Source organism: Bradyrhizobium sp. AZCC 1588 (assembly GCF_036924735.1).
Classification (GTDB): Bacteria; Pseudomonadota; Alphaproteobacteria; order Rhizobiales; family Xanthobacteraceae; genus Bradyrhizobium.
Window position 1 is genome coordinate 6,545,646 of record NZ_JAZHSC010000001.1, and the last position, 26,728, is coordinate 6,572,373.

A 26,728-nucleotide genomic window follows, 5' to 3' on the forward strand; every position below is an offset into this window, starting at 1 on the left:
CCGATGACCTTGTCCGAACTCTGCATCCGCCGGCCGGTCATGACGACGCTGATCACGGCGTCGATCATCGCGTTCGGGATCTTCGGCTTTCGCCTGTTGCCGGTCTCGGCACTGCCGCGGGTCGATTTCCCGACCATCGCCGTGACCGCAACCCTACCGGGCGCGAGCGCGGACACCATGGCGTCCTCGGTTGCGGGCGTCATCGAGCGCCAGCTCTCGACGATCGCCGGCATCTCGTCGATGTCGTCGAACTCGTCGCAGGGCACCAGCACCATCACGATCCAGTTCGACCTCAACCGCAACATCGATGCCGCCGCGCTGGACGTGCAGACCGCGCTGACGATCGCGCAGCGCCGGTTGCCGCGTGAGATGATCATCCCGCCGAGTTTCCGCAAAGTGAATCCGGCCGATTTCCCGGTGCTGTTCGTGGTGCTCGGTTCGTCCACGCTGCCGCTGTCGGCGGTCAACGAGTATGGCGAGATCACGATCGGCCAAACCCTGTCGCAGATACCCGGCGTCGCCCAGGTCAGCGTCTACGGCGCGCAGAAATTCGCCATCCGCGTCCAGGCCGATCCGGAGGCCGCCGCGGCGCGCGGGCTGTCGCTCGAGGACATTCGCAATGCCGTTTCGGCCGCCAATTCCTCGACCCCGGTCGGCACGCTGAACGGACCGAAGCAGGACGTCGCCCTGCAGGCATCGGGCCAGATGGATAAGGCGATGGACTATCGCCAGATCGTGGTGGCCTGGCGCAACGGCTCCCCGGTCAAGCTCGACGAGGTGGCGCGGATCTACGACAGCGTCGAGAACGAGCGGATCGCGAGCTGGCTGAACGGCGACCGTTCCATTGTGCTCGGCATCCAGAAGCAGCCGGACGCCAACACGGTGGCGGTGGTCGATTCCATCCTGGCCAAACTGCCGGTGCTGCGGGCGCAGATCCCGCCATCGGTCTCGATCAACGTGCTGATGGACCGCTCGGTCTCGATCCGGCAGGCGGTGGCCGACGTCGAGGAAACGCTTTTGATCGCGATCGGGCTGGTGATCCTGGTGATCTTCCTGTTCCTGCGCTCGGCGTCCGCGACCTTCATTCCGGCGCTGGCGGTACCGATATCGCTGTTCGGCACCTGCGCGGTGATGTACGCGCTCGACTACTCCATCAACAACATGACGCTCTTGGCGCTGACGCTCTCGGTCGGTTTCGTGGTCGACGACGCCATCGTCATGCTGGAAAACATCGTCCGCCACATCGAGCACGGCATGCGGCCGTTCGAGGCGGCGCTGAAGGGCGCCCGCGAGATCGGCTTTACCATCATTTCGATCACCTTTTCGCTGATCGCGGTGTTCATTCCGGTGCTCCTGATGGGTGGCATCGTCGGCCGCGTATTCCGCGAATTTGCGGTGACGGTATCGGTCGCGATCATCGTGTCCGGATTCGTCTCGCTGACACTGACGCCGATGCTATGCGCGCGCGTGCTGCGGGCGCATGACGCGACCAAGCGGCCGAACATCGTGCTCCGCATCTTCGAGAGGATGTTCGAATCCTGGCTGCGCGCCTATGAATGGACGCTCGACTGGGTGCTGGCCCGCAAATTCCTGATGCTGATGGTGACGCTGGCGACGCTGGGCGGCACCGTCTACCTCTACATGATCGTGCCGAAGGGCTTCTTCCCGCAGGAGGACACTGGCTTCCTGATCGGCGTGACCGAAGCCGCCACCGATACTTCCTTCGATGCGATGAAGGAGCGGCAGCAGGCGCTGGTGGACGTGCTGAAATCTGATCCGGCGATCGATTACATCAACTCCACCGTCGGCTCGGGCGGCCCCAATCCGACGGCGAATTATGGACGCCTGTTCATCGCCCTGAAGCCGAAAAAGGAGCGCGACAACCTCAACACGATCATTGGGCGGCTGCGTGCCAATGCGCGGCAGGTTCCGGGCATGCAGGCGTTCTTCCAGCCGATCCAGAACCTCAACATCGGCGGCCGGATTTCGAAGAGCCAGTATCAATACGTAATGCAGAGCGGCGACACCGAATCGCTGTACCGGCTGGCGCCGGAGATGCGCGAGAAGATCGAGAAGCTGCCCGGCCTGCTCGACGTCACCACCGACCTCTACATCAAGAACCCGCAGATGACGGTCGATATCGACCGCGAAAAGGCGGCCGTCTACGGCGTCACCGTCGACCAGGTACGCAATCAGCTCTACAACGCCTATGGCTCGCGCCAAATCGGCACCATCTACATGCCGTCGAACGACTACCAAATCATCCTGGAGGTGCAGCCGCAGTTCCGCGTCGATCCGTCCGATCTCTCCAAGCTCTACATGAAGACCCAGAACAACCAGACCATCCCGCTGTCGGCGGTGGCAAAACTGGTTCCGACCGTCGGTCCGCTGCAGATCAACCACCAGGCGCAGCAGCCGGCGGTGACGATCTCCTTCAACCTCGCGCCGGGCTATTCGCTAGGCTACGCGGTCGACGAGATCACCAAGCTGGAGCAGGCTTCGAATCTTCCGGCGACGATCGCCACCGGATTCTCCGGCACCGCGCAGGTGTTCCAGGATTCGCTGCGCGGGCAGGGCGTCCTGATCCTCGCCGCCGTGTTCGCCGCCTTCGTCATCCTCGGCATTCTCTACGAGAGCTTCATCCATCCGATCACCATCATCTCCGGCCTACCGTCGGCCGGTATCGGCGCGATCCTGACCCTGATGATGTTCGGGATGGAAATGTCCGTGATTGCGATGATCGGCATCGTGATGCTGGTTGGCATCGTCAAGAAGAACGCCATCATGATGGTCGACTTCGCGCTGGAGCGTCGCCGCGTGGGCTTAAGCGCCGAGCACGCGATCCGGGAAGCGGCGCTGTTGCGGTTCCGTCCGATTATGATGACGACGTTCGCCGCGATCTTCGGCACGCTGCCGATCGCGCTCGGTGCGGGTGCAGGCGCCGAGTTGCGGCAGCCGCTCGGCATCGCCGTGGTCGGCGGTCTCTGCCTGTCGCAACTGCTGACGCTCTACATCACGCCGGTCGTCTACATCTATCTCGACCGCATCGACCGTCGCCTGCGGCGCAAGCTCGAACCGCAACTGCAGGAAGCGGGCGAGGGCGAGCGGCCGCACGTGGTCGCCGCCGAATGACGACGTTAGTGCGGGCATCGCGACTCATCGCCTTGCTGATCGCGCTCGCATGGATGGCGGGCACGATCGATCGCGCCAACGCCGACGAGCCGATCGAAATCTTCGACGCCCATCTGCACTACAATTGGGAGCCAAAGCCTCATTTTGGCGTCGACGAGGTGCTGGCGCTGTTCAAAAAGCACCGCGTGACAGGCATCCTCGCGACCAGCCGTCCGAACACCGGCACGCATGCGCTGATGGATGCCAAGCCGCAGGGCCTTTGGATCGTGCCGTTCATCCGGCCCTATCGGGTGCGCGCCGACATTCAGACCTGGTTCGGCGATCCCTTCATCTTCGACCTCGTGCAGGACGAGTTCAAACGCGGCTACTACCGCGGCATCGGCGAATTCCACATCTCGGGCAAGGCGGCCGATACCGATTGGGTGAAGAAGACCGTCGATTTCGCGGTCGAGCACGACCTCTATCTGCACGCCCATGCTGATGACGTGGCCGTCGAAATCCTGATGCGCCACAATCCGCGCGCCCGCATCATCTGGGCCCATACCGGTTTTGGGCTTTCGACCGACCGCGTCGCGGAGATGCTGTCGAAATATCCAAAATTGTGGGGCGAACTGTCCTATCGCAGCGGTATCGTTGGCGGCGGCGGAAAACTGACGGACGAATGGCACGCCCTGTTCGAGCGCTACCCTGATCGATTCCTGCTCGGCTCCGACACCTGGATCAATCAGCGCTGGGAAAGCTACGGCGAGATCATCGCGGAGTACCGTGCCTGGCTCGGCCAGTTGCCGCCGAAGATCGCAGCGCAGATTGCGCACGGGAACGCGCGGGCGTTGTTCAGCGGCGAGCGGTGAGGGACGTCTAAATCCGCAAACTCGCAGGCTGCAGCCAAAAAGGTTCGCATCCGGCGATGTCGTCGAAGCGGAATTCCGAGGTGGCCTGACGGTCGACGGGCGCGGCGGTTCCTACTGTGAAGGCGGACTTCATCGTCGAAAAGTGCTGAACCTTTCTTCCCTCGCTAAGACCCATAGTTGTGTCCGAGCCTGCATGCTGGACAATCCCAGAATGTCAGCCGCTGGCGAGGCACGGCATTCCACATTTTAAATCCAGCAAACGCAGGAGGAGCACATGCGCAACTCACTCGCCGTTTTCCTTTCTGGCGTGGCTCTGGCCATTGCGGCGTCGACCGCTCAAGCCGGAGAGCAGGTACTCGAATTCAAGCTCGTCACCAAGCCGATCGACTACAAAATAACAGAGGCGGCAAACATCGAAGGCCAGACGGTCGCGTCCGGCAAACTGTTCGGCGTCGCGGTCTTCAAGGACGGCCGCATGGGCGTGAAAGAGTTCGTCAATTCCGCAGACTTGCTCAAGGGCACGGGAACCTTCTACGGCTACAGCACCTACACGTTCGAGGAGGGCTCGATCACGGCGCGTTACACCGGCGCGGTCAAAGACGGCCGGTCAAGCGGCGAATATACGATCCTCTCGGGCACGGGTGCCTATGCAAACGCTACGGGCACGGGCACCATTGAAAGCGCGCCGAATCCGTTCAAGGGCGTCAACCTCTTGAACATAAAACTGGTCGTCAAAACGCCCGGTACGTAAGAGGCCATACACGCAGACGCGCCTCCGCCACTATCGTGCCGTGAGGCGCGGCTTTGCTCATGCGCCGCAGTTCACGCTGCGCAACGCCACGCTGTTCGGCGGCGAGCGCTGAAGCTTTTTCGGGCGCTTTCTCAATCCGCGTATTGATTGGCGGCGCGGATAATCGGCGCCCAGCGATCGACCTCGCTGATCAGTTTCGCCTTCAATGCCTCAGGCGTCGCTTCGCTCTGCGGGACAGGTTCCGTATTGATGTCGTTGAACCGCTTCACCAAATCGGGATCGCGCAATGCCTCTTGCAGCGTCTTGGATAGTTTTTGCACGATCTCGTCGGGCGTGCCCTTCGGCGCATAGATGCCGTGCCAGGCGCCGACTTCAAAACCTTTCAGGCCCGCTTCGTCGGCAGCCGGCAGATCGGGCATGGACGCCAGCCGTGTCTTCGTCGTGATGGCGTAGGCCTTGACCAGCTTCGACGCTATCGGGCTCGTGGTGTTGGTGGTCTGGTCGCAGGAGAGGTCGATCTGCTTGGCGATCAGATCGTTCATGACGGGCGCATTGCCCTTGTAGGGCACGGTCAGGATTTCCTTGCCGGCCGCGGTCATGAACAGCATGCCGCAGAGGTGCGACGCGGCGCCTAAGCCCGCATTGCCAAAGGTCATCTTGTCGCCGTTGGCCTTGATGTGGGTAACGAGTTCGGTGAGCGTGTTCGGCGGCAGATCGGGGCGCCCGATGATCGTCATCGGCGCATTGGTGACGAGGCCGATCGGCGCGAACGCCGTCTTGGTGTCGTAAGGCAGCTTACGATACAGCGTGGCGGCGGTGGAGATGCCGATATGGTGGATCAGGAGGGTGTAGCCGTCCGGATCCGCGCGTGAGGCGCGCGTGGCCGCGATGGTGCCGCCGGCTCCCGTGGCGTTTTCGATGACGATGGTCTGGCCAAGCAGTTTTGACATCGACTGCGCCGTCACCCGCGCGACGGTGTCGGTGGCGCCGCCAGCGGCGAAAGGCACCAGCAATGTGATGGGTCGGCTCGGATAGTTCTGCGCGAAGGCCGCAGAGCTGACGATGGCGAACGCCAGCGCGATGACGGCTGTCTTCTTCATTTGCATTTGCGCCTCCCTGAACTCTTGTTCTGATTTATCTCGCGCTTTTTTCCTCGCGACCGGACCGTCACGCCAGTGGCGGACCGTCACACGTTGGAGCTATGGATCGCCTCCACAACAGCCGCGGTGACATCCTTGGTCGTCGCTGTGCCGCCGACATCGGGCGTCGTGATGCCGGCGCCCGTGACCTTCTCCACGGCGCGCATCAGCCGTGCCGAGGCTTCGGCCTCGCCGAGATGATCGAGCATCTGCGATGCCGTCCAGAAACTCGCGACCGGGTTGGCAATGCCCTTGCCGGTAATGTCGAACGCCGAGCCATGGATCGGTTCGAACATCGAGGGAAAGCGCCGCTCCGGATCGATGTTCGCCGTCGGCGCCACACCGAGGCTGCCGGCGAGCGCGCCGGCGAGATCGGACAGGATATCGGCGTGAAGGTTGGTGGCGACGATGGTGTCGAGGCTCTGCGGCTTCAGCGTCATCCGCACCGTCATCGCATCGACCAGCATCTTGTCCCAGGTGACGTCAGGAAACTCCTTCGAGACCTGCTCGGCGATCTCGTCCCACATCACCATGCCATGCCGCTGCGCATTCGATTTTGTCACCACCGTGAGCAGCTTGCGAGACCGCGACTGCGCCAGCTTGAATGCGTAGCGCATGATGCGCTGGACCCCGACCCGGGTGAACACAGCCACTTCAGTGCCGACTTCCTCCGGCAGGCCGCGATGCACCCGTCCGCCGCAGCCGGCATATTCGCCTTCGGAGTTTTCGCGCACGATCACCCAGTCGAGGTCACCCACCTCGGCGTGGCGAAGCGGCGAGGTGATGCCGGGCAGGATCCGGGTCGGCCGGACATTGGCGTATTGGTCAAAGCCCTGGCAGATCGGCAGGCGCAGGCCCCACAGCGTGATGTGGTCGGGCACGTCGGGCGCGCCGACCGCGCCGAAATAGATCGCGTCGAATTTCTTCAGCGTCGAGAGCCCATCGGCCGGCATCATCACGCCGTGCTTGCGGTAATAGGCCGAGCCCCAATCGAATGTTTCGACGTTGAATTTCACGTCGCCGAGCCGCCTCGCGAGGTTTTCGAGCGCAGTGACGCCAGCGGCGATGACTTCCGGACCGATCCCGTCGGCCGGAATGGCGGCGATTGAATATTCACGCATCGAAATCTCCGTAGTTCGTGGACTGCAGCTTGCGGCTTGGGCAAAGGTCAGGCAATTGCCTCGCGTTTATACAAAAAATTGATATAATTCGAGGCGGAGGGCCGATGGATCTGCATCACTTGCGTTGCTTCGTGGCTGCCGCCGAAGAACTGCATTTTGGCAGGGCGGCGCAACGCCTTGATATGCTGCCGTCTGCGCTCGGCCGCTTCATCCGGCTGCTTGAAGAGGATCTCGGCACGCGGCTGATGACGCGCACGACGCGAAGCGTCGCGCTGACCGACGATGGCGCGGTGCTGCTCAAGGACGCGCGTGCCTTGTTGGCGCAGGCCGATGCGCTCGCCGGCAAGTTTCGTACGCGCGGCCGCAAGCGCGCGGCGATCATTCGCGTCGGCGCCATCGACAGCGCCGCTGCGGGGCTGTTGCCAAAACTGCTTCATGACTTCCGGCAGCGCCGGCCCGACGTCAGCGTGCAACTGGTCGAGGACAAGACGGTCCGCCTGCTGCCGCGCCTGTTGTCCGGCCGGCTCGATCTTGCCTTGGTGCGCCCGCCGGAGCGGCCCGACAAGCGGCTGGAGTTTGCCTTCCTGCTGCACGAGACCGCCGTCGTTGCGGTCGCCGACCGGCATCCACTGGCGTCGCGCAAGCGCGTGACCATCGCCGATCTCGAAAACGAACCGTTGATCGTGCCCGAACGCCGCTCGCGTCCGCACAGCCACGACCTCACCATGAAACTGTTCGCCGAGGCGGGGTTAGAGGCGCGCGTCGCCCAGATCGCCGACGAGAAGCAGACCATTGTCAACCTGGTCTCCACTGGTCTCGGCCTCGCCATCGTCCCGCGCTGGACATCGCGCATGGCGACGCGCGGCGTCCGCTTCATCCGCCTTGCCGCCTCCGACATGAACAAGCTGCCGCTTGCCGCCGCCTGGACCCGCGGCACGCGTGATCAGGTCAGGGACGACGTTCTGGAAATGCTGAAAGGCGATTTGCCGCGCTACGCGCGCGAGGCGTAGCCGCTCCCGTCATCGTCCGCGAAGGCGGACGATCCAGTATTCCAGAGGCCGGAGTGATTGAACCGATAAGCCGCGGCGTACTAGATATCCCGCCTTCGCGGGGTATGACGGTCAACGTGATGAGACGCAGTCGCTTCGTCTCAAACCGAAAAGCTGGTCCCGCAGCCGCACGATGCCGTGGCGTTCGGGTTGACCACGCGGAAGGAGGCACCGATCAGGTCGTCGACGAAATCGACTTCGGAGCCGGCGAGGAACGGCACCGAGGCCGGATCGACCAGCACCACCGCGCCCTCGCGCGCGATCACCAGGTCGTCCTCGGCCTTGGCGCGGTCGACGTCGAACTTGTACTGGAAGCCGGAGCAACCGCCGCCCTCGACGGAAATGCGCAGCATGGCGCCATCGCCTTCGCTCTTGAGGATTTCGCCGATGCGGCGGGCGGCCCGCTCGCTGACGGTGATGGCAGTAGTCATGGCATGGTCTCCGGCCGCGTCATACCCAATTCATTTGGTATGGTGCGTCAGACATAGTTAAGTGCGCAATCTCGCGGAATCAAATGGATAAGGACTAAAAAACCGTGTCGGTCGGAATGGCTGCCCCCCGCGCGCTTTATGGCTGCGACCCTGACCGGAGCCGCGGGCGGCTGTTTTCGGAGCCGCCGAGCCGTACCCGCAGCCCGTTCCGGCGCGATTGTGACCGGGTAATCCATTCCACCGCGTTCCGGCGGCTGAAGCACAAGACACAAGTTTTCGTGTTCCACGAGGGGGACCACTACCGCACCCGGTTGACCCATTCGCTGGAGGTGGCGCAGATCGCCCGCGCGCTGGCCCGCCAGCTCGGCCTCGACGAGGATCTCACCGAAACGCTGGCGCTGGCCCATGACCTCGGCCATCCGCCGTTCGGCCATGCCGGCGAGCGGGCACTCGACAAATGCCTCAGGGATCACGGCGGCTTCGACCACAACGCGCAGGCGCTGCGGGTCGTGACTTCGTTGGAGCATCGCTATCCCGAGTTCGACGGGCTGAATCTGACCTGGGAGTCGCTGGAGGGCATCGTCAAGCACAACGGCCCGCTGACCGAGCGGGACGGGGCCCCCGCCGGGCCTTACCGCGACAGCGGCATTCCCGTCGGCATCTCCGATTTCAATCAAAAATTCGATCTGGAGCTGTGGAGCTACGCCTCGCTGGAGGCGCAGGCCGCAGCGTTTGCCGACGACATAGCCTATGATGCCCACGACATCGACGACGGCCTGCGCGCCGGCCTGTTTGCCGTCGACGACCTCAAGGTGATGCCGCTCACCGAAGCGATCATCGCCGAAATCGACCGGCACTATCCCAATCTTGACGACGCCAGGCGCGGCGCGGAACTGGTACGCGAATTGATTTCCTACATGATCGTGGCGGTCATGTCGGAGGCGGGCAGGCGCTTGGCAGAAGCGAAACCGCAATCGGCTCATGACGTCCGCCACCATCACCAGCCGCTGATCGCCTTTCCGCCTGACGTCGCCGAGGAGGAGGCCGCCATCAAGGCGTTCCTGAAGCAGCACATGTATCGCCACCACCGGGTGATGCGGGTGATGGGCGAGGCGGAAGGCATCCTGTTCGACCTGTTCGCACGCTACCAGAATTCGCCGGGGGACCTGCCGGCCGAATGGGTGGAGGGTACCGAGCGCGTAACGGACGGCGAACGGGCGCGCCGAATTGGCAATTTCATCGCCGGGATGACCGACCGCTACGCCCTGATGGAGCACCAACGGCTTTTTGACTCGACCCCGGATTTGCGTTAGGCGGCGGCCATGTCCGATCAGCCAGCCACACAACATCTGTTCGCCGACGCGCTGGCGCGCGTGCAGGCGATCTGCGCCGCGCTCGCAGCCGAGGGTCAATGGCCCGCCGGCACCGATTTCTCCCGCGTCGTGGTCGAACCGCCGCGCGATGCGAGCCATGGCGACATGGCGACCAACGCCGCGATGGTGCTGGCCAAGGACGCCAAGGCAAAGCCGCGCGAACTCGCCGACAAGATCGCGGAAAAATTGCGCGCCGACGATCTGGTTGCCGCCGTCGAGGTCGCCGGGCCCGGCTTCATCAATCTCACCTTGAAGCCGCAAGTCTGGGCCGACGAATTGCGCACCGTGCTGCGCGAGGGCGCATCCTACGGCAAAAGCGCAGTCGGCGCGGGCGCCAAGGTCAATGTCGAATATGTCTCCGCCAACCCGACCGGGCCGATGCATGTCGGCCATTGCCGCGGCGCGGTGTTCGGCGACGCGCTGTGCGGCCTGCTCGATTTTGCAGGCTACGACGTCACGCGTGAATACTACATCAACGACGCCGGCGCGCAGGTCGACGTGCTCGCGCGCTCGGCCTACCTGCGCTATCTCGAAGCGCTCGGCGAGGTCATCGGCGATATACCGGAAGGGCTTTATCCCGGCGACTATCTCGTGCCGGTCGGGCAGGCGCTTGCTGCCGAGCATGGCGACAAATTGAAGGCGATGGCTGAGGCCGCCTGGCTGCCGATCGTGCGCGCCAAGGCCATCGCCATGATGATGGACATGATCAAGGGCGATCTCGCCGCGCTCAATATCAAGCACGAGGTGTTCTTCTCGGAGCGATCGCTGGTCGAGACCGGCAACAACAAGGTCACCGAGACCATCGATTTCCTGCGCGCCAAGGGCGACATCTACGAGGGCCGCCTGCCGCCGCCGAAGGGCAAGCCGGTCGAGGATTACGAGGACCGGATCCAGACGCTGTTCCGCGCCACCGCCTATGGCGACGACGTCGATCGTCCGCTGATCAAGTCGGATGGCTCTTACACGTACTTCGCTTCCGACATCGCCTATCACAAGAACAAGGTCGATCGCGGCTTCCTCGACATGATCGACGTGTTCGGCGCCGACCATGGCGGCTACATCAAGCGCATGCAGGCGGCGGTGAAGGGCGTCAGCGACGGCAAGGCCGCGCTCGACGTCAAGGTGGTGCAACTCGTTCGCCTGCTGCGCGCCGGCGAGCCGGTGCGGATGTCGAAACGCTCCGGCGATTTCGTCACGCTGCGCGAAGTGGTCGACGAGGTCGGTTCCGATGCGGTGCGGTTCATGATGCTGTTCCGCAAGAACGACGCCGTGCTCGATTTCGACCTCGCCAAAGTGCTCGAGCAATCGAAGGACAATCCGGTCTTCTACGTCCAGTACGGGCATGCCCGCGGCCACTCAATTTTCAAGAATGCCCGCGAGGTAGTTCCGGACCTCCCCGAGGATGACGCGGCCCGGACGGCCTATTTGGGGGATTCCCCGGTGGAGCGGCTGACGGATCCGGCCGAATTGGACCTTTTGAAGCGGCTGGCGCTCTATCCCCGGATGGTCGAGGCGGCGGCGGTCGCACACGAACCACACCGAATCGCTTTTTATCTGTATGATTTAGCCAGTGAATTTCACGCGTTGTGGACGAAGGGGCGGGATTTGCCCTATTTACGCTTCATTATAACTAATGATGCAGAAATCACGAGGGCGCGACTGGCTATGGTCCAGGGCGTCGTCTCGGTTCTGGCATCGGGCTTAGCCGTTCTCGGCGTCCACGCTCCGACCGAGATGCGGTAGGCAGGGGCGAAGGCCCTTCACGAATGGGGGTTCGTGAGGGTATCTGGCAGGGGCCACGCTCGTCATGGTTTGTTTGACATGGCGGGTTGGCGCTGTCCCGTAGGGGATGCATCATCACGATGGCTGATCGATATCAGGACCGACATTTTCCCTCCGCCGACCAAGATCGCGGCGAGAGCGATCCGCTTGCCGAACTCGCAAGGCTGATCGGACAGAACGACCCGTACGGGGCTGCCGCCAAACCGGCACCGCGTCCGCTGCAGTCGCGGGCGAATGTGCGCCCACAGCAGTATGATCCGCCGGAAGATCTCGATGCGCCTCCGGCCCCGCCGGCATGGATGCAGCGCGCGCGCCAGGAAACGCGCCAGGAAACCCCGCCGCCACCACTTCCATCGCCTTTGCCGCAGGATCATGCTCACGACGACGAGCCGGACTACCAGCCGGCGCCGGTGCATCCCTTGCACCGTTACGCGGCCCAGCATCAGGCGCCCGCGCAGGACTCGCAGGACTATTACGAGGCTCCGCAGCAAGATGCCGACGAGCCGCAGCAGGACCCGTCGCGCTACGACGAAGCGCTGTATGGACGGCTCGAAAATGGCGAGCACGATTACCAGCGCGATCCGGCCTATCCGGACGATCCCTATGCGTACCAGGGCGAATACGAGGAGGAGGAGCCCGCTCCGAAGAAGCGGTCGAGCGGCCTGATGACGATCGCTGCGGTGCTGGCGTTGGCTGTGGTCGGGACGGGCGCTGCCTTTGCCTATCGTACTTACATCGGTTCGCCCCGCTCGGGCGAGCCGCCGATCATCAGGGCCGACAACAGCCCGACCAAGGTAATGCCGGCACCGTCCGACGTGGGCGCCGCCAAGGCCCCTGACCGCATGCTGCCGGGCGATGGCGGCGAGAAGCTGGTGTCGCGCGAAGAGACGCCGGTCGACGTCAATGCAAGGTCCGGCGCACCGCGCGTGGTGTTTCCGCCGCTGAATCCGAATAGCAATCCGCCGCCGGTCGCGAGCGTTTCGCCGTCCGGCCCGCCGCCCCAGACGGGCGTGAACGGCACGATGCCGAACAACGAGCCGCGCAGGATCAGGACGCTCGCCGTCAAGGGCGACCCCGCCGACAATGGCGGCATTCCGGCTGGTGCCAGCGCGCCGCCACCGAGGCCAACACCGACGACCCGCAGCGCTGCGGCCTCGCCGCCGGCTCCTGGCCAGCCGCCGGCGCGTAACCCCGCGTCGGCGAACGCCAGCGCCAACACGCCGATGTCGATCGCGCCGCAGGGTGGGGCTGATCCGGCGGCGCCGCCCACCAGGATGGCGGCAACCAATCCGACCCAGCCGGCTGCCCCGGCCGGCGGTGGCTACCTGGTCCAGGTCTCCTCGCAGAAGAACGAGGCCGACGCGCAGGCCTCCTACCGGGCGCTGCAGAGCAAGTTCCCGAGCGTGCTGGGACCGCACTCGTCGCTGGTAAAACGCGTCGATCTCGGCGAAAAGGGCGTCTATTACCGCGCGTTCGCCGGCCCGTTCGGTTCGTCCGAAGAGGCAGCACAGGTCTGCAGCAGCCTGAAATCTGCCGGCGGACAGTGCTTCGTCCAAAGGAATTAACGGCGGTTTCCTTGACCGCGGGGCCATGAGGGGCCTAATCGGCCCCCATGACAAGCCGCGCATTCATCACGGGCGTATCGGGACTGGAGTTGAGCGCCGCGGAGCGCGAATTCATCCGTGGCGAGCGGCCATGGGGTCTCATTCTGTTCAAACGCAACGTCGAGACGCCGGATCAAGTATCTGCGCTTGTTGATGAATTTCGGAATCTTGTAGGCGAGGCGGATGCGCCGGTCCTGATCGATCAGGAAGGCGGGCGGGTGGCCAGGCTCGGGCCGCCGCATTGGCCGGTCTATCCGCCCGGCGCCACCTTCGGTGCGCTCTACGACATCGAGCCGGTGCTGGGCCTGCAGGCCGCGCGCTTGAGCTCGCGCCTGATCGCGGTCGACCTGATAGACCTCGGCATCACCGTCGACTGCCTGCCGCTGGCGGACGTGCCGGTGGCCGGCGCCGACGCCGTGATCGGCAACCGCGCCTATGGAACCGAGCCGGGCAAGGTCGCAGCGATTGCCCGGGCCGTCACCGGGGGGCTGGAGCAGGGCGGCGTGCTGCCCGTACTGAAGCATATTCCCGGCCATGGCCGGGCAAATGCGGATAGCCATTTCCGGCTCCCAACCGTTGATACAGCGCGGGAAGAGCTGGAACGGACCGATTTCGCCGCCTTTCAACCGCTGGCGGACCTGCCGATGGCCATGACCGCGCATGTTGTGTTTAGCGCGTTAGACCCCGTCCAACCGGCGACGACTTCTGCGACAATCATCCGGCAGGTGATTCGCGGCGTAATTGGGTTCCAGGGTTTGTTGATGAGTGATGACGTGTCGATGAATGCGTTGGCGGGATCGATCTCGGATCGGACCCGCGCCATCGTCAACGCCGGCTGCGACATGGTCCTGCATTGCAACGGCAAGCTCGACGAGATGCGGGATGTGGCGCGCGAGACGCCGGAACTGAAGGGTGAGGCCTTGAGCCGCGCCACACGGGCGCTGGCCTCGCGAAAGCAGCCTGAGCCGTTCGACCGGCAGGCGGCGCGAGCTGAACTTGAAGCGTTGATGGATCGGGTAGGAACGGCATGACGGCTGAGATTCTATCGTTTGAAACCGGACGGCCCGCCGAAATCACCGAGGGCGAGCCGGCGCTGGTCGTCGACGTCGAGGGCTATGAGGGCCCGCTCGACCTGCTGCTTACGCTGGCGCGACAGCAGAAGGTCGATCTCGCCAAGATTTCGATCCTGGCGCTGGCGGACCAGTATCTGACCTTCATCGAGGCGGCGCGAAAGATCCGCCTCGAACTCGCCGCCGATTACCTCGTGATGGCCGCCTGGTTGGCGTTCCTGAAGTCGCGGCTGTTGCTGCCCGAACCGGCCACGCCCGACGGGCCGAGCGCCGAGGAAATGGCAACAGCGCTGGCCAACCGGCTGCGCCGGCTCGAAGCCATCCGCGAGGCCGCCAACCGGTTGATGAACCGGCCGCAGTTCCAGCGCGATATTTTTCCGCGCGGCAATCCGGAAACGATCGCCGAAATCAAGCATCCCAAATTCACGGCGACGCTGTTCGACCTGCTCACCGCCTATGCCACGCAGCGCCAGCAGCGCGTGCTGGCGACGGTGCATTTGGCCAAGCGCACGGTGTGGTCGCTGGCCGAAGCGCGCGCCTCACTGGAGCGGCTGGTCGGCATGGCCGAGTCCGAGGAGTGGAACTGTCTCGACGATTACCTGCTCAACTACGTGGTTGATCCCTCGCAGCGGGCGACGGTGTTCGCCTCGAGCTTTGCCGCGGCACTCGAACTGGTGCGCGAAGGCGAGATGGAATTGAACCAGAAAGAGGCGTTCGCGCCGCTCTATTTTCGTAAGCGTCCGCCGCAGGCCGCAATGCCTGCGCCGGATATGACGGTCGAGTAAGTGGAAGGAGACCTAGCCATGGCAAGCCTGGCGGAAAAACGCATGGAAGATGCCGAGGATCATCCCATCGACCAACATACCGATCAGGCCGCGCGGCCCGAGGAATTGCGACTGCTCGAAGCGTTGCTGTTTGCCTCCGCGGAGCCGATCGACCAGGCGACACTTGCCAAGCGCATGCCCGACGGCGTCGACGTCAAGGCGGCGCTGGCGCAGTTGCAGGCGGAGTATGCGCCGCGCGGCGTCAATCTGGTGCGCGTCGCCAACAAATGGACATTCCGCACCGCGGGCGATCTGTCGTGGCTGATGACGCGCGAAAGCACAGAGACGCGGCGGCTGTCGCGGGCAGCGATCGAGGTGCTCGCGATCATTGCCTATCACCAGCCCGTGACGCGCGCCGAGATCGAGGAGATCCGCGGCGTGATCACGTCAAAGGGAACGCTGGATGTGCTGCTCGAAACCGGCTGGATTCGGCCCCGCGGCCGCCGCAAAACGCCGGGACGGCCGCTGACGTTCGGCACAACGGAAGCGTTCCTTTCGCAGTTCAGCCTGGAGGCGCTGAGCGACCTGCCCGGCCTGGAAGAGCTGAAGGGCACGGGGCTCCTGGATTCGCGGCTGCCTTCCGGCTTCAGCGTTCCGACGCCGTCGGATGACGTGGCGCTACGCGAGGACGAGGATCCGCTGGACGCTGGCGACAACCTGGAACTGCTGCTGGCTCCGGCCGCCGAGCCTGAAGGCGGCAGCGAAAGCTAGTTCCGAGGGCTCTGCCGATTATCCACTCAGGCGGGGTTAATAATAGCCATAATACGTAGCCGCGACAGCGATTTGCCGCGGCAGGGGTCCTTGTTTTTGACACCCCGCGGGCCTACCTTCCGCGAAAGCTTGGCCGGAAGCCGGCCGTCTCTTTTGGAGGGTTGCAGGATGGGTTCGCTTAGCATTTGGCACTGGATCGTCGTGATCGCAGTGGTCCTGCTGTTGTTCGGCCGCGGCAAGATTTCTGACCTGATGGGCGATGTCGCAAATGGCATCAAGGCCTTCAAGAAGGGCATGCAGGACGATGAGAAGGCGCCCGAAAAGCCAGCCGAACCGGTGAAGACCATCGATCACAATGCGACGCCGGCGCCGACAGCGCGGACGGATGTCGGCAGCAAGGCTGTCTGAACTAACCAGACATCTTGAACCAGGCACCCGGGAAAGACGCCGGTTGAGAAAAGACGCGGGTGGCTCCAAATCTTTGCTAAAGGGATTGGGGCGCGGACGTCTCGCGTGAGCGGAAGAATTCATGTTCGACATCGGGTGGAGTGAATTGGTCGTCATCGCGGTCGTCGCGCTGATCGCCATCGGCCCGAAAGAGCTTCCCGGTGTGCTGCGCATGGTCGGGCAATGGATGGGCAAGGCGCGCAAGATGGCCGCCGAATTCCAGGGCCAGTTCCAGGAAGCCATGCGCGAGGCCGAAATGGCGGACCTCAAGAAGAGCTTTGACGAGGTCAAGGACGTGGCTACGGGCCTTTCGCCGGCCAACGTCATGACCTCGCTGCAAAAAGACGTCAACGACGCTCTGCAGATTGGGGATATCGACAAGCCTGCCGACAAGCCGGTGGATGCGCAAGTTGCCTCCGCGACCGGCGAGCCTGTCACGCCGACTACCCCAGCCCTGCCCACACCGGAAACCTTCGTCGAGGCCGAGGCGCATGTGGCGGCCTCCGAGCCGCTGCCGATCACGCGTGAAGTTCAGGCCGCGCCGCAGGATATCGCGCCGGCGGCGCCCGACATTCTCAAGGACGCCAAAGCGTCATGACCATCGAAGACATCGAGGCCAGCAAGGCGCCGTTGATGGACCATTTGATCGAGCTGCGCTCGCGGCTGATCAAGGCGCTGCTCGGCTTTGGCATTGCGTTCATCTTCTGCTTCTTCTTCGCCAAGCAGATCTACAACGTGCTGGTCTGGCCGTTCGTCTGGGTGGCGGGCGCCGAGAATTCGAAATTCATCTACACCGCGCTCTTGGAATATTTCCTCACGCAATTGAAGCTCGCGCTGTTCGGCGCCGCCTTCATCTCGTTCCCGATCGTGGCGACGCAGATTTATAAATTCGTGGCGCCCGGCCTCTACAAGCACGAGCGCGGCGCGTTCCTGCCGTACCTGATCGCAACTCCGTTCTTCTTCGTGCTCGGCTCGCTCCTGGTCTATTTCGTGGTGCTGCCGATGCTGGTGCGGTTCTCGCTCGGCATGCAGCAGATGGGCGGCGACGAGAGTGCGCAGATTCAGTTGCTGCCCAAGGTCGGCGAATATCTGTCGCTGATGATGTCGCTGATCTTCGCCTTTGGCGTCGCGTTCCAGTTGCCGGTGATCCTGACGCTGCTGGGCCGGATCGGCATCGTCACTTCCCAGATGCTGCGCGAGAAGCGGCGCTATTTCATCGTGATCGCCTTCGTGATTGCAGCTGTGCTGACGCCGCCCGACGTCATCAGCCAGGCCTCGCTCGCGATCCCGCTGATGGCGCTCTACGAGGGCGCGATCGTCGCGGTCCGCATGGTGGAAAAGAAGGCCGCCGCCGCACGGGCCGCGTCCGGCACGCCACCCGCCAGCCCGCCGCCAGAGGCTAATCCGGCCGAGTAGGGCGCCATTCTCGTCTCCGAGAGCGGTCATTCCCCGCGAAAGCGGGGAATCCAGTACGCCGAGGCCTCTCATTTCATGGCCGCTGCTCGGGAATACTGGATCACCCGCTTTCGCTGACGATGACCAGTGTGGTACTGGGATCGCGCCGTTTTCGGCACGATTCAGGACCGACCACCCATGCACGACATCAAATCGATCCGCGACAACCCGCAAGCCTTTGACGCCGGACTGAAGCGCCGGGGGCTGGCGCCGTTGTCGGCCTCGCTGCTGGCGATCGACGAGAAGCGCCGGGCAGCGATCCTGGCGTCCGAGCAGGCGCAGGCGCGGCGCAATGCGGCTTCGAAGGAAATCGGTGAGGCGAAGAAGGCCAAGGATGACGCGCGCGCCAACAAGCTGATGGCTGAAGTCGCCGAGCTCAAGACCACGATGCCGGAGCTCGAGCTTGCTGCGAAGACGGCGGACGAGGAACTGGCGAAAGAACTCGCTGCGATTCCGAACCTGCCGCTTGACGACGTGCCCGAAGGCGCAGACGAGCATGGCAATATGCAGCGCCATGTCTATGGCAAGATCCGCAACTACGCGTTCGTGCCGAAGCCGCATGACGATCTCGGCGGCGCGCTCGGTTACATGGATTTCGAGGCCGCGGCGAAACTCTCCGGCGCGCGCTTCGTGGTGCTGAAGAAAGGCTTGGCGCGGCTGGAGCGCGCGATCGGGCAGTTCATGCTCGATCTGCACACCAACGAACACGGCTACACCGAAGTCAATCCGCCGCTCTTGGTGCGCAACGACGTGATGTTCGGCACTGGCCAATTGCCGAAATTTGAGGACGACCAGTTCTGGGCGATCAAGGGCGAATTGCTTGCGGCTCCCGACGAGCGATTGAAGACCGAACGTCTGGGTCTCATTCCGACCGCGGAGGTTTCGCTGACCAATCTCGTTCGCGAATCCATCGTCGACGAAAAAGAACTGCCGATGCGGCTGACCGCGCTGACGCCGTGCTTCCGCGCCGAAGCAGGCGCTGCCGGCCGAGACACCCGCGGCATGATCCGGCAGCATCAATTTACAAAAGTCGAACTGGTTTCGATCGCGACGCCCGAGACCAGCCGTGACGAGCACGAGCGCATGCTGTCCTGCGCCGAGGAAGTGCTGCGCCGGCTCGACCTGCATTACCGCGTGATGACGCTGTGCTCCGGTGACATGGGCTTCTCCGCGCAGAAGACCTACGACATCGAAGTCTGGATGCCGGGGCAGGGCGATGGCGGCGCCTTCAGGGAAATCTCGAGTTGCTCGGTGTGCGGCGATTTTCAGGCGCGGCGCATGGATGCGCGCTCCCGCGGGCCCGACGGCAAGCCGCGTTTCGTGCACACACTGAACGGATCCGGCACGGCGGTCGGTCGCGCGCTGATTGCAGTCATTGAAACCTATCAGCAGGAAGACGGCTCCATCGCGGTGCCTGCGGTGCTGCAGCCCTATATGGGCGGGCTCAAAACCATCGAGCGGGACAAATAGCGCAAGGCAAAAATGGCATTGCATCGCGACATCCTTTGGATCGGGAGGCAATGGGCTGTCACCGGCCACGGGATGCAATTGATCGACCAGCGGCTGTTGGGCGCCTTCGATATCGAAGTGGCCCGCTTGTGGGACGACGATCTGATCGAACGCATGCATGCCAAGGAGTGGCTCAACGTCGCCGATTTCGACAAGGGGCTGGCGGTTGCGCGGACGCGGCACAAGCAACCGGAGGCGGGAACGGCGCCGGTAGCTGCGGCGCTTCCCGCGATCGAGCCCGTCGCGGCACCTTCGCCCAAGCCGGCGGACGCGAGCTCGCCCTCTCTGCCCGTCGAGTTGGCGCAACAGGCATCGCCAGACCTGCAGATGAAAATCGATGGCGGCGCCAGATTTGCCCGCCCCTGGCGTGTCTGGATGAAGAAAACATGAGGAAATAGGCCGGTTTGCCTCAGCCGTGATAGCCGGATAAGACGACGCCCAAGGGCAACAACCCGCCTCGACCTGAACCTGAAGGCATTTTGACGGATGCGAATTCTCTGCACCAACGACGACGGCATCCATGCGCCGGGTCTCAAGATCGTCGAGGAGATCGCCCGTGCGCTGTCCGACGATGTCTGGATCGTGGCGCCGGAGCTCGATCAGTCCGGCGTCTCGCATTCACTGTCGCTGAACGATCCCCTGCGCTTACGCGAAATCGGCCCGCGCCATTTCGCGGTGCGGGGCACGCCGACGGATTGCGTGATCATGGGCTCGCGCCACATCCTCGGCGAGAAGATGCCCGATCTCGTGCTGTCCGGCGTCAACAAGGGCCGCAACGTCGCCGAGGACGTCGTCTATTCCGGCACGATCGCGGGCGCGCTCGAGGGCACGATTCTGGGAATCCCGTCGTTTGCGCTGAGCCAGGAATTTTCCATCGAGACCCGTCACGCGCCATTGTGGGATACCGCGCTGAAATTCGGCCCCGGCATCCTGCGCAAGGTGATCGATGCCGGCGTGCCGAAAAATACCGTCATCAACGTCAACTTTCCCGCCTGCACGCCCGATCAGGTCAAGGGCGTCCGGGTGACGCGGCAGGGCAAACGCAACCTCGGCTTCCTGAAAATCGACAAGCGCCACGATGGCCGCGGCAATCCGTATTACTGGATCGGTTTCGAACGCGCCGCGACGATGGATACCCCGGCCGATGGCACCGACCTCGCAGCGTTGGCAGCGCGCTACGTCTCGGTCACACCGCTGCGGCTGGATCGTACCGATGAAGCGTTCTCGGAAGATCTGACGGCGACGTTGAAGTAGTCGTCCAGCGGCAAAACTCGTCATACCCGCGAATGCGGGTATCCAGTACGCCGCGGCTTCTCGATTCTTCCACAGGTCTCTGGGATACTGGATCATCCGCTTTACGGTTGGATGTGCGGATGGACGCCCTAAACCGGCGCGCTCTTCAACGTAGAGGCGATCACCTGGGCCAGCGTTTCCAGTTGGAATGGCTTCTGCAGCGCGGGGCGGTCGCGATATTCCTGCGGCAGGCCGGAGGAGCCGTAGCCGGTCGCAAAGATGAACGGACGGTTGCGCGCTGTGATCAGTTCGGCCACCGGCGTGATCACCTTGCCGTTGACGTTGACGTCGAGAATGGCGAGATCGAATTCGGTGGATTGCACCAGCTTGACCGCTTCACCGATTTCGCCGGCCTCGGCGGCTACGCTGTGGCCCAGCTCTTCCAGCATGTCAGCGACCATCATGCGGATCATGACCTCGTCTTCAACGAGGAAAACTGAACAGCCCGCCGGCCGTGTCGCTACCATGATGGATTCCTTGCCCTTCCGAGTGTCGAGGTTCGCAAAAAACGGACCCGCGTGCAATGTCGGTATGGGCGGGTAGGCGCTGTGTAAAGACTCTTCGCGAAGGATTTTCCCGGGCCCTAACGTCGGGACGCGGCCCCAGTTCCGGACGAGGAACCACAATCTTAAGGAAAATCATTCCTTAAGTGCGCGGACGCTATATTACATCTCGGCGAGGCCGAAGCATTTGGCGGCAGACTCCCGCCACGAGACCGCGATGTCCCAAGAACCGCTCGAAAAGATGATGTTTCAGCTCACTCTGCGGCGGCGGGGGATCAGCGACCAGGCGGTACTGCGGACCATGGAAGAGGTGCCCCGCGAGGCTTTCGTGGCGGCTGGCGATCGCGGCCATGCCTATCGTGACAGCGCGCTCGGCATCGCCTGCGGGCAGACCATCAGCCAGCCCTTCGTGGTCGCCTACATGACCGAGCAGTTGCAACTGCAGAAGCACCACAAGGTGCTCGAGATCGGGACCGGCTCCGGCTACCAGGCCGCGGTGCTGTCGCGGCTATGCGCGCATGTCCTGACCATCGAGCGCTACCGGACGCTGGCGGACACCGCGCGCGACCGGCTCGAAGCGCTGGGCTATTTCAATATCGAAGTGATGTTGGGCGACGGCTTCCAGATTCCGACCGGCGCCGGCGACTTCGACCGCATCATCGTGACGGCTGCGATGGAGCAAATCCCCGAAAAGCTGCTGGAGCGGCTGCTGCCGGGCGGCATCCTGATCGCGCCGGTCGGGCCCCATCATGGCAGCCAGACGCTGGTCAGAGTGACCAGGACGGATAGCGGTTTTGAGCGCAAGGAATTGGTCGATGTCCGCTTCGTCCCGGCCCTGCCGGGAATTGCGCGCGAACTGTAGAATCCCGGATTGGCGGTTCCCGCCAACATCTTATTCCAAGGGTTAAGCGGTTATTTACTCGGTACGTGTTTACTCAAAACAGTATTTTGTTGCGTACGAGTGAGTAACCATGTCCCGTGTCGCCGAGTTGCTTCGCTCGCGTCGGGTGCCGCAGGTAGCGGTGCTGGCGCTGATGTCGGTCGGCTTTGCCGGCTGCAGCGCCGATATGCAGACGCGCTTTTCCGATAGCTCGTTCTCCAATCCCTTTGCCTCTCAGCCCGAAGCGACCGGCTCAGTGCGCGGCCCCGCTGCCGAACGCCGCGAGCCGCCGCAATATGCCCGGCCGCAGGCCTCGACCCCGCAATATCAGTCCCAAGACCTGCCGCCGCCCGCCGTTGCTGCGCCGCAGGCCTATCCCCCCAGCTCGGGCGGGGTGTCGGGAGGAGGGCGCGGGGTTTCGTCCTACGCGCCGCCATCCCGTCCGCCCATCGAGACCACCGCCACGGTGCCGCCGCGCTCGGTGGCCGCCGCGCGCCCATCCGCGCCGGGCGGCACCACGATCATCGTCGGCACCAGCGACACGCTCGACATTCTGGCCAAGCGCTACAACGTTTCAGCCGCTGCGATCCTGCAGGCCAATGGCTATAAGGGCCCGCGCGTGCTGTCGCCCGGCCAGCAATTGATCATTCCGCGCCAGACGGCGACGGCAGCGCCCGCGCCGGCCCTCGCGCCTGCTGCCAGCAGGCCGGCTGCCGCGCCGGCAGCGCCGACCATCCATGTCGTCAATCGCGGCGATACGCTGATGAGCATCGCCCGGCGCAATCAGGTTTCGGTCAGCGAACTCGCCAAGGCCAACAATCTCGATCAGTCCGCCAAGCTCAGCCTCGGAATGAAGCTGACCGTGCCCGGTTCGAAATCCGCGGCCGCAGCGCCGCCGGCCCAGCCCGCAGCTCCCGCCCAGCCGGTCGCAGCGGTTGCTGCACCGGCCACCAAGGTAGCCTCGGCCGGTGGTCCGCCGCAGAGTGCGCGGCTGGCACAGGCGACCACCAACGTCACCGAGGAGAAGCCCGTCGTCGAGCAAGCCTCGGTCAAGCCCAGCGAAGCCACCGGCGCGCTGCCGACCTTCCGCTGGCCGGTGCGCGGCAAGGTGATCACGAGCTATGGCGCCAAGACCAACGGCAAGTCGAATGACGGCATCAACCTGGCGGTGCCGGAAGGAACGCCGGTGAAAGCCGCGGAAGATGGCGTGGTCGCCTATTCCGGCAACGAGCTCAAGGGTTACGGCAATCTGGTTCTGGTGCGGCACTCCAACGGTTACGTCACCGCATATGCCCATGCGAGTGAACTGCTGGTGAAGCGCGGCGATACGATCAAGCGCGGCCAGATCATTGCCAAATCGGGTCAATCGGGCGAGGTGGGGTCGCCGCAGCTCCACTTCGAGATCCGCAAGGGATCTTCACCGGTTGACCCGCTTCAATTCCTGAACGGGGCGTGAGGTCTTCGTGTCCCGGACGCGGTGCAGCGGAACGCTGCGCCGCAGAGCCGGGACCCATCGCAGAGCGTGCCGTGAAGTTGGGACCCCGGTTCTGCAGCGCACCGCTGCGCGCTGCGCAGCGCCCGGGGAACACAGTCCTTCACGCCTTCCCGGCCAGCCTCACGCCGAGCCTTCCTGCCAATTCCTGCGTGAACTGCCAGGCCACGCGGCCCGAGCGGGAGCCGCGGGTGGTCGACCATTCCAGCGCGTCGCGCTCCAGCTCTTCGTCGGCAATCTTGATGCCGAAATGGCCGCAATAGCCGCGGACCATCGCCAGATATTCGTCCTGGCTACAGCGGTGAAAGCCGAGCCACAGACCAAACCGGTCCGACAGTGACACTTTCTCCTCGACGGCTTCGCCGGGATTGATCGCGGTCGAGCGTTCGTTCTCGATCATCTCGCGCGCCAGGAGATGCCGCCGGTTCGAGGTGGCGTAGAGGATGACGTTGTCGGGGCGTCCCTCGATGCCGCCCTCCAGCACCGCCTTCAGCGATTTGTAGGAGGCATCGTTGCCGTCGAAGGAAAGGTCGTCGCAGAACACGATGAAGCGGAAATCGGAGCTGCGTAGGAGGTCCATCAGGCCGGGCAGGCTTTCGATATCCTCGCGGTGAATCTCGATCAGCTTCAGCCGGTCGGCCGGCTTGCGGTCGATGTTGATGCTGGCATGAGTTGCCTTCACCAGCGACGACTTGCCCATGCCGCGTGCGCCCCACAGCAGTGCGTTGTTGGCGGGCAGGCCATCGGCAAAACGCTCGGTATTTTCGATCAGGATGTCGCGCATCCGGTCGATGCCCTTGAGCAGGCCGAGGTCGACGCGGCTGACGCGCGGTACCGGCGAAAGGCGCCCCTCCGGATGCCAGACAAAGGCATCGGCCGAGCCGAACGCCTCGGGGCCTCCCGCCGCCGGAGAGGCCGCGGAAAGATGGCCGGCGATCGCTTCCAGCGCGATGGCGATCCGCTCGGCGGTGGCGCCGTTAAGCGTGTTTGCCGGACCTTTTGTCGCGGTTTTCCCTGGTCCTCGCGAGGCGGCCTTGGGGGCGGCGCGGGACGTTGTTTGCGCCGCAGTTTTGGCCGCAGTTTTCTTGGCTTTTTTCGACATTTCCCGAGTTCCTGACGGCGCAGCCTTAACGGGCCTTGGAAGCTCTCGCAAGCGGCCTAAATGAGGGGGCGGCCAACGTTGCAATTGGGCCCGCCGCCGCTATAGTCCGCGCAAATTTACCCGGACCGGCGACATGCCCAGGATGCTGTGCCCAGGCATGGCCGGTTCTTTTCCGTCTCACGAGGATTGTTCGAATGCTGATTACCCCTGCGTACGCCCAGGCTGCAGCCGGTGGCGATGCCAACAGCATGTTGATGTCGCTGCTGCCGTTCGCACTGATCTTCGTGATCATGTACTTCCTGATTCTGCGACCGCAGCAGAAGAAGATCAAGGATCACCAGGAACTGGTCAAAAACATCCGCCGCGGCGACACCGTCGTCACCTCGGGCGGCCTGGTCGGCAAGGTGACCAAGGTGGTGGACGACGACCAGATCGAGTTCGAGATTTCGGACGGCGTCCGCGTGCGGCAGATGCGGCAGATGATTTCGGGCGTTCGCGCCAAGGGCGAACCGGCCAAGGAAAAGAGTGAGGCCAAGGACGAGTCGTCCGCGAGCTGAGTTTTGCGCGCCGCTCGTCGCGGCGCATTTTCCTGGATGTGACGGGTCTACTCGATGCTGTATTTCTCGCGGTGGAAGGCGCTGGCGATCATTCTGACCGCGCTGATCGTCTGCCTGTTCGCGGTTCCGAACTTTTTTTCCCAGGAGCGGGTGAAGACCTGGCCGGTGTGGGCGCAGCGTCACATCGTGCTCGGTCTCGATCTGCAGGGCGGTTCGTACCTGCTGCTTGAAGTCGACGCCAATTACGTGAAGAAGCAGAGACTCGACCAGGTCCGCGACGACGCTCGGCGGGTGCTGCGCGACGCCAAGATAAACTACACCGGTCTTAACGTTCGCAATGAAGCAGTCGAAATCCGCGTCACGAAGGACGCCGACCTGCCTACGGCGCTATCCAAGCTGCGCGAGTTGTCGCAACCGCTCGGGGGGCTGCTCGGATCCAGCGGCCAGCGCAGCCTCGAAGTGACCGATGCCGGGGGCGGGCTGCTGCGGCTTACGGTGCCGCAGGCCGCGATTACCGACCTCCTCCGCCGGACCATCGAGCAATCGATTCAGATCGTGGAGCGGCGCGTCAACGAGCTCGGCACGGTCGAGCCGCTTATCCAGCGTCAGGGCGCCGACCGAATTCTGGTGCAAGTACCCGGCCTGCAGGACCCGACGCGCCTGAAAGAACTGCTGGGCAAGACCGCCAAGATGGAATTCCGCATGGTCGATACGACTGTGTCGCCAGACCAGGGTCGCGTGCCTCCGGAATCAGAAGTGCTGATGAGTGCGTCGTCGCCAAAAACCCCTTACGTCATCAAGCGACAGGTGCTGGTGTCGGGCGGTGATCTCACCGACGCGCAGCCCGGATTTGACCAGCGCACCAACGAGCCGATCGTAAGCTTCCGCTTCAACACGTCAGGTGCACGCAAATTCGCCCAGGCGACCACGGAAAATGTCGGCTTGCCGTTTGCGATCGTGCTCGACAACGAGGTGATCTCGGCGCCTGTGATTCGTGAGCCGATCACCGGCGGTTCCGGCCAGATTTCCGGCAGCTTCACCGTGCAGGCCGCCAACGATTTGGCGGTTCTGTTGCGTGCAGGCGCGTTGCCGGCGCCGCTCACTGTCGTTGAAGAGCGTACGGTGGGCCCGGGCCTCGGCCAGGACTCGATCGAGAAGGGTAAACTGGCGGCTTATGTCGGCTCCATCATGGTCATCGCGTTCATGCTGGTGACCTATCGGCTGTTCGGCGTGTTCGCCAATATCGCGGTCGCCATCAATGTTGTGATGATCTTCGGCATCCTGTCGCTGCTCAACGCCACGCTGACGCTGCCTGGCATTGCCGGTGTCGTGTTGACAGTCGGTATTGCGGTCGACTCCAACGTTCTGATTTATGAGCGCATCCGCGAAGAATTGCGCGGTGGACGTAATGCGATTTCCGCGATCGACGCCGGCTTCCGGCGCGCATTGGCGACAATTCTGGACTCCAACATCACCACCTTCATCGCCGCTGCGGTGCTGTTCTACATAGGCACCGGCCCGGTCCGCGGCTTCGCCGTCACGCTCGGCATCGGCATTATCACCACGGTCTTTACAGCGTTTACGCTCACCAGCCTGATCGTTGCCGGCTGGGTATGGTGGAAGCGGCCGAAGACCGTGCCGATCTAGGAACC

General features: G+C 63.6%; 25 protein-coding genes. 20 read left to right on the forward strand and 5 right to left on the reverse strand.

The window, feature by feature from the left end:
• The first annotated feature begins 3 nt into the window (after positions 1–3).
• From V1277_RS30465 to V1277_RS30475, 3 genes are all read left to right on the forward strand, one after another.
• Positions 4–3,132 carry an efflux RND transporter permease subunit gene (locus V1277_RS30465; protein ID WP_334419427.1) on the forward strand — a complete coding sequence of 1,043 codons (3,129 nt, stop codon included), beginning with the start codon at positions 4–6 and terminating at the stop codon, positions 3,130–3,132.
• On the forward strand, positions 3,129–3,983 hold the full coding sequence (locus tag V1277_RS30470) for an amidohydrolase family protein (RefSeq protein WP_334419428.1): 855 nt from the start codon (positions 3,129–3,131) through the stop codon (positions 3,981–3,983). Before V1277_RS30465 ends, V1277_RS30470 begins: the two co-directional genes overlap by 4 nt.
• Positions 3,984–4,257: 274 nt before the next feature.
• Positions 4,258–4,734 (forward strand): hypothetical protein, encoded by a 477-nt coding sequence (locus V1277_RS30475; protein ID WP_334419429.1) that lies wholly within the window; start codon positions 4,258–4,260, stop codon positions 4,732–4,734.
• 131 nt (positions 4,735–4,865) lie between these two features.
• Here V1277_RS30475 and V1277_RS30480 read toward each other — a convergent pair whose 3' ends face one another.
• Together V1277_RS30480 and V1277_RS30485 are read right to left on the reverse strand one after the other, a co-directional pair.
• Positions 4,866–5,834, reverse strand: a complete 969-nt coding sequence (locus V1277_RS30480) for a tripartite tricarboxylate transporter substrate binding protein BugD (protein WP_334419430.1) — start codon at positions 5,832–5,834, stop codon at positions 4,866–4,868.
• Between the two features lie 86 nt (positions 5,835–5,920).
• Positions 5,921–6,994, reverse strand: a complete 1,074-nt coding sequence (locus tag V1277_RS30485; RefSeq protein ID WP_334419431.1) for a tartrate dehydrogenase — start codon at positions 6,992–6,994, stop codon at positions 5,921–5,923.
• A gap of 104 nt (positions 6,995–7,098) precedes the next feature.
• Between V1277_RS30485 and V1277_RS30490 the strand changes: the two genes are divergently transcribed.
• Entirely contained in the window at positions 7,099–8,004 is a 906-nt protein-coding gene (locus V1277_RS30490; protein WP_334419432.1) for a LysR family transcriptional regulator, read from the forward strand.
• 140 nt (positions 8,005–8,144) lie between these two features.
• Here V1277_RS30490 and erpA read toward each other — a convergent pair whose 3' ends face one another.
• The gene (gene erpA, locus V1277_RS30495; RefSeq protein ID WP_057843108.1) at positions 8,145–8,474 is read right to left on the reverse strand and encodes an iron-sulfur cluster insertion protein ErpA; all 330 of its coding nucleotides are present in this window, start codon (positions 8,472–8,474) and stop codon (positions 8,145–8,147) included.
• A gap of 104 nt (positions 8,475–8,578) precedes the next feature.
• Between erpA and V1277_RS30500 the strand changes: the two genes are divergently transcribed.
• The 12 genes from V1277_RS30500 (at position 8,579) to surE (ending at position 20,503) form a co-directional block, all read left to right on the forward strand.
• Complete coding sequence (locus tag V1277_RS30500; protein WP_334419433.1) at positions 8,579–9,787, forward strand: deoxyguanosinetriphosphate triphosphohydrolase; 1,209 nt, start codon at positions 8,579–8,581, stop codon at positions 9,785–9,787.
• A 9-nt stretch (positions 9,788–9,796) separates the two neighbouring features.
• Positions 9,797–11,590: an arginine--tRNA ligase gene (gene argS / locus V1277_RS30505; protein ID WP_334419434.1), complete on the forward strand. Its 1,794-nt coding sequence runs from the start codon at positions 9,797–9,799 to the stop codon at positions 11,588–11,590.
• A gap of 119 nt (positions 11,591–11,709) precedes the next feature.
• A complete protein-coding gene (locus tag V1277_RS30510; RefSeq protein WP_334419435.1) occupies positions 11,710–13,194 on the forward strand; it encodes an SPOR domain-containing protein in 1,485 nt (494 codons plus the stop codon).
• A 47-nt stretch (positions 13,195–13,241) separates the two neighbouring features.
• Positions 13,242–14,264 carry a beta-N-acetylhexosaminidase gene (nagZ, locus tag V1277_RS30515; protein WP_334419436.1) on the forward strand — a complete coding sequence of 341 codons (1,023 nt, stop codon included), beginning with the start codon at positions 13,242–13,244 and terminating at the stop codon, positions 14,262–14,264.
• Positions 14,261–15,088, forward strand: a complete 828-nt coding sequence (locus tag V1277_RS30520; RefSeq protein ID WP_334375216.1) for a segregation and condensation protein A — start codon at positions 14,261–14,263, stop codon at positions 15,086–15,088. The genes nagZ and V1277_RS30520 overlap by 4 nt, the downstream gene beginning before the upstream one ends.
• Before the next feature lie 18 nt (positions 15,089–15,106).
• Entirely contained in the window at positions 15,107–15,838 is a 732-nt protein-coding gene (scpB, locus tag V1277_RS30525) for an SMC-Scp complex subunit ScpB (protein WP_334375217.1), read from the forward strand.
• Between the two features lie 168 nt (positions 15,839–16,006).
• Positions 16,007–16,246, forward strand: a complete 240-nt coding sequence (locus V1277_RS30530) for a twin-arginine translocase TatA/TatE family subunit (protein ID WP_028345916.1) — start codon at positions 16,007–16,009, stop codon at positions 16,244–16,246.
• 121 nt (positions 16,247–16,367) lie between these two features.
• Positions 16,368–16,883, forward strand: coding sequence for a Sec-independent protein translocase protein TatB (gene tatB / locus V1277_RS30535; RefSeq protein ID WP_334419438.1), 516 nt, complete (start codon positions 16,368–16,370; stop codon positions 16,881–16,883).
• The gene (gene tatC, locus V1277_RS30540) at positions 16,880–17,701 is read left to right on the forward strand and encodes a twin-arginine translocase subunit TatC (protein WP_334375218.1); all 822 of its coding nucleotides are present in this window, start codon (positions 16,880–16,882) and stop codon (positions 17,699–17,701) included. Before tatB ends, tatC begins: the two co-directional genes overlap by 4 nt.
• Before the next feature lie 177 nt (positions 17,702–17,878).
• The gene (gene serS, locus V1277_RS30545; protein WP_334419439.1) at positions 17,879–19,210 is read left to right on the forward strand and encodes a serine--tRNA ligase; all 1,332 of its coding nucleotides are present in this window, start codon (positions 17,879–17,881) and stop codon (positions 19,208–19,210) included.
• Between the two features lie 12 nt (positions 19,211–19,222).
• On the forward strand, positions 19,223–19,639 hold the full coding sequence (locus V1277_RS30550; protein WP_334419440.1) for a hypothetical protein: 417 nt from the start codon (positions 19,223–19,225) through the stop codon (positions 19,637–19,639).
• Positions 19,640–19,735: 96 nt separating this feature from the next.
• Complete coding sequence (gene surE, locus V1277_RS30555) at positions 19,736–20,503, forward strand: 5'/3'-nucleotidase SurE (protein ID WP_334419441.1); 768 nt, start codon at positions 19,736–19,738, stop codon at positions 20,501–20,503.
• A 128-nt stretch (positions 20,504–20,631) separates the two neighbouring features.
• Here surE and V1277_RS30560 read toward each other — a convergent pair whose 3' ends face one another.
• On the reverse strand, positions 20,632–21,009 hold the full coding sequence (locus tag V1277_RS30560; RefSeq protein ID WP_082637436.1) for a response regulator: 378 nt from the start codon (positions 21,007–21,009) through the stop codon (positions 20,632–20,634).
• A 253-nt stretch (positions 21,010–21,262) separates the two neighbouring features.
• Between V1277_RS30560 and V1277_RS30565 the strand changes: the two genes are divergently transcribed.
• Both V1277_RS30565 and V1277_RS30570 read left to right on the forward strand, forming a co-directional pair.
• Positions 21,263–21,907: a protein-L-isoaspartate(D-aspartate) O-methyltransferase gene (locus tag V1277_RS30565; protein WP_334419442.1), complete on the forward strand. Its 645-nt coding sequence runs from the start codon at positions 21,263–21,265 to the stop codon at positions 21,905–21,907.
• A 109-nt stretch (positions 21,908–22,016) separates the two neighbouring features.
• Complete coding sequence (locus tag V1277_RS30570; RefSeq protein ID WP_334419444.1) at positions 22,017–23,381, forward strand: peptidoglycan DD-metalloendopeptidase family protein; 1,365 nt, start codon at positions 22,017–22,019, stop codon at positions 23,379–23,381.
• Positions 23,382–23,520: 139 nt separating this feature from the next.
• Here V1277_RS30570 and V1277_RS30575 read toward each other — a convergent pair whose 3' ends face one another.
• Complete coding sequence (locus V1277_RS30575) at positions 23,521–24,519, reverse strand: ATP-binding protein (protein ID WP_334419446.1); 999 nt, start codon at positions 24,517–24,519, stop codon at positions 23,521–23,523.
• A gap of 194 nt (positions 24,520–24,713) precedes the next feature.
• On the opposite strand from V1277_RS30575, the gene yajC reads away from it, so the two are divergent.
• A complete protein-coding gene (gene yajC / locus V1277_RS30580) occupies positions 24,714–25,076 on the forward strand; it encodes a preprotein translocase subunit YajC (RefSeq protein ID WP_057833652.1) in 363 nt (120 codons plus the stop codon).
• A 54-nt stretch (positions 25,077–25,130) separates the two neighbouring features.
• Positions 25,131–26,723, forward strand: a complete 1,593-nt coding sequence (secD, locus tag V1277_RS30585; RefSeq protein ID WP_334419447.1) for a protein translocase subunit SecD — start codon at positions 25,131–25,133, stop codon at positions 26,721–26,723.
• The last annotated feature ends 5 nt before the right edge of the window (positions 26,724–26,728 follow it).

Excerpts from the sequence above, each read along its gene's own strand:
- V1277_RS30465 (WP_334419427.1), top strand. The coding sequence starts at position 4 with ATGACCTTGTCCGAACTCTGCATCCGCCGGCCGGTCATGACGACGCTG.
- V1277_RS30470 (WP_334419428.1), top strand. The coding sequence starts at position 3,129 with ATGACGACGTTAGTGCGGGCATCGCGACTCATCGCCTTGCTGATCGCG.
- V1277_RS30475 (WP_334419429.1), top strand. The coding sequence starts at position 4,258 with ATGCGCAACTCACTCGCCGTTTTCCTTTCTGGCGTGGCTCTGGCCATT.
- V1277_RS30480 (WP_334419430.1), bottom strand. The coding sequence starts at position 5,834 with ATGAAGAAGACAGCCGTCATCGCGCTGGCGTTCGCCATCGTCAGCTCT.
- V1277_RS30485 (WP_334419431.1), bottom strand. The coding sequence starts at position 6,994 with ATGCGTGAATATTCAATCGCCGCCATTCCGGCCGACGGGATCGGTCCG.
- V1277_RS30490 (WP_334419432.1), top strand. The coding sequence starts at position 7,099 with ATGGATCTGCATCACTTGCGTTGCTTCGTGGCTGCCGCCGAAGAACTG.
- erpA (WP_057843108.1), bottom strand. The coding sequence starts at position 8,474 with ATGACTACTGCCATCACCGTCAGCGAGCGGGCCGCCCGCCGCATCGGC.
- argS (WP_334419434.1), top strand. The coding sequence starts at position 9,797 with ATGTCCGATCAGCCAGCCACACAACATCTGTTCGCCGACGCGCTGGCG.
- V1277_RS30510 (WP_334419435.1), top strand. The coding sequence starts at position 11,710 with ATGGCTGATCGATATCAGGACCGACATTTTCCCTCCGCCGACCAAGAT.
- nagZ (WP_334419436.1), top strand. The coding sequence starts at position 13,242 with ATGACAAGCCGCGCATTCATCACGGGCGTATCGGGACTGGAGTTGAGC.
- V1277_RS30520 (WP_334375216.1), top strand. The coding sequence starts at position 14,261 with ATGACGGCTGAGATTCTATCGTTTGAAACCGGACGGCCCGCCGAAATC.
- scpB (WP_334375217.1), top strand. The coding sequence starts at position 15,107 with ATGGCAAGCCTGGCGGAAAAACGCATGGAAGATGCCGAGGATCATCCC.
- V1277_RS30530 (WP_028345916.1), top strand. The coding sequence starts at position 16,007 with ATGGGTTCGCTTAGCATTTGGCACTGGATCGTCGTGATCGCAGTGGTC.
- tatB (WP_334419438.1), top strand. The coding sequence starts at position 16,368 with ATGTTCGACATCGGGTGGAGTGAATTGGTCGTCATCGCGGTCGTCGCG.
- tatC (WP_334375218.1), top strand. The coding sequence starts at position 16,880 with ATGACCATCGAAGACATCGAGGCCAGCAAGGCGCCGTTGATGGACCAT.
- serS (WP_334419439.1), top strand. The coding sequence starts at position 17,879 with ATGCACGACATCAAATCGATCCGCGACAACCCGCAAGCCTTTGACGCC.
- V1277_RS30550 (WP_334419440.1), top strand. The coding sequence starts at position 19,223 with ATGGCATTGCATCGCGACATCCTTTGGATCGGGAGGCAATGGGCTGTC.
- surE (WP_334419441.1), top strand. The coding sequence starts at position 19,736 with ATGCGAATTCTCTGCACCAACGACGACGGCATCCATGCGCCGGGTCTC.
- V1277_RS30560 (WP_082637436.1), bottom strand. The coding sequence starts at position 21,009 with ATGGTAGCGACACGGCCGGCGGGCTGTTCAGTTTTCCTCGTTGAAGAC.
- V1277_RS30565 (WP_334419442.1), top strand. The coding sequence starts at position 21,263 with ATGTCCCAAGAACCGCTCGAAAAGATGATGTTTCAGCTCACTCTGCGG.
- V1277_RS30570 (WP_334419444.1), top strand. The coding sequence starts at position 22,017 with ATGTCCCGTGTCGCCGAGTTGCTTCGCTCGCGTCGGGTGCCGCAGGTA.
- V1277_RS30575 (WP_334419446.1), bottom strand. The coding sequence starts at position 24,519 with ATGTCGAAAAAAGCCAAGAAAACTGCGGCCAAAACTGCGGCGCAAACA.
- yajC (WP_057833652.1), top strand. The coding sequence starts at position 24,714 with ATGCTGATTACCCCTGCGTACGCCCAGGCTGCAGCCGGTGGCGATGCC.
- secD (WP_334419447.1), top strand. The coding sequence starts at position 25,131 with ATGCTGTATTTCTCGCGGTGGAAGGCGCTGGCGATCATTCTGACCGCG.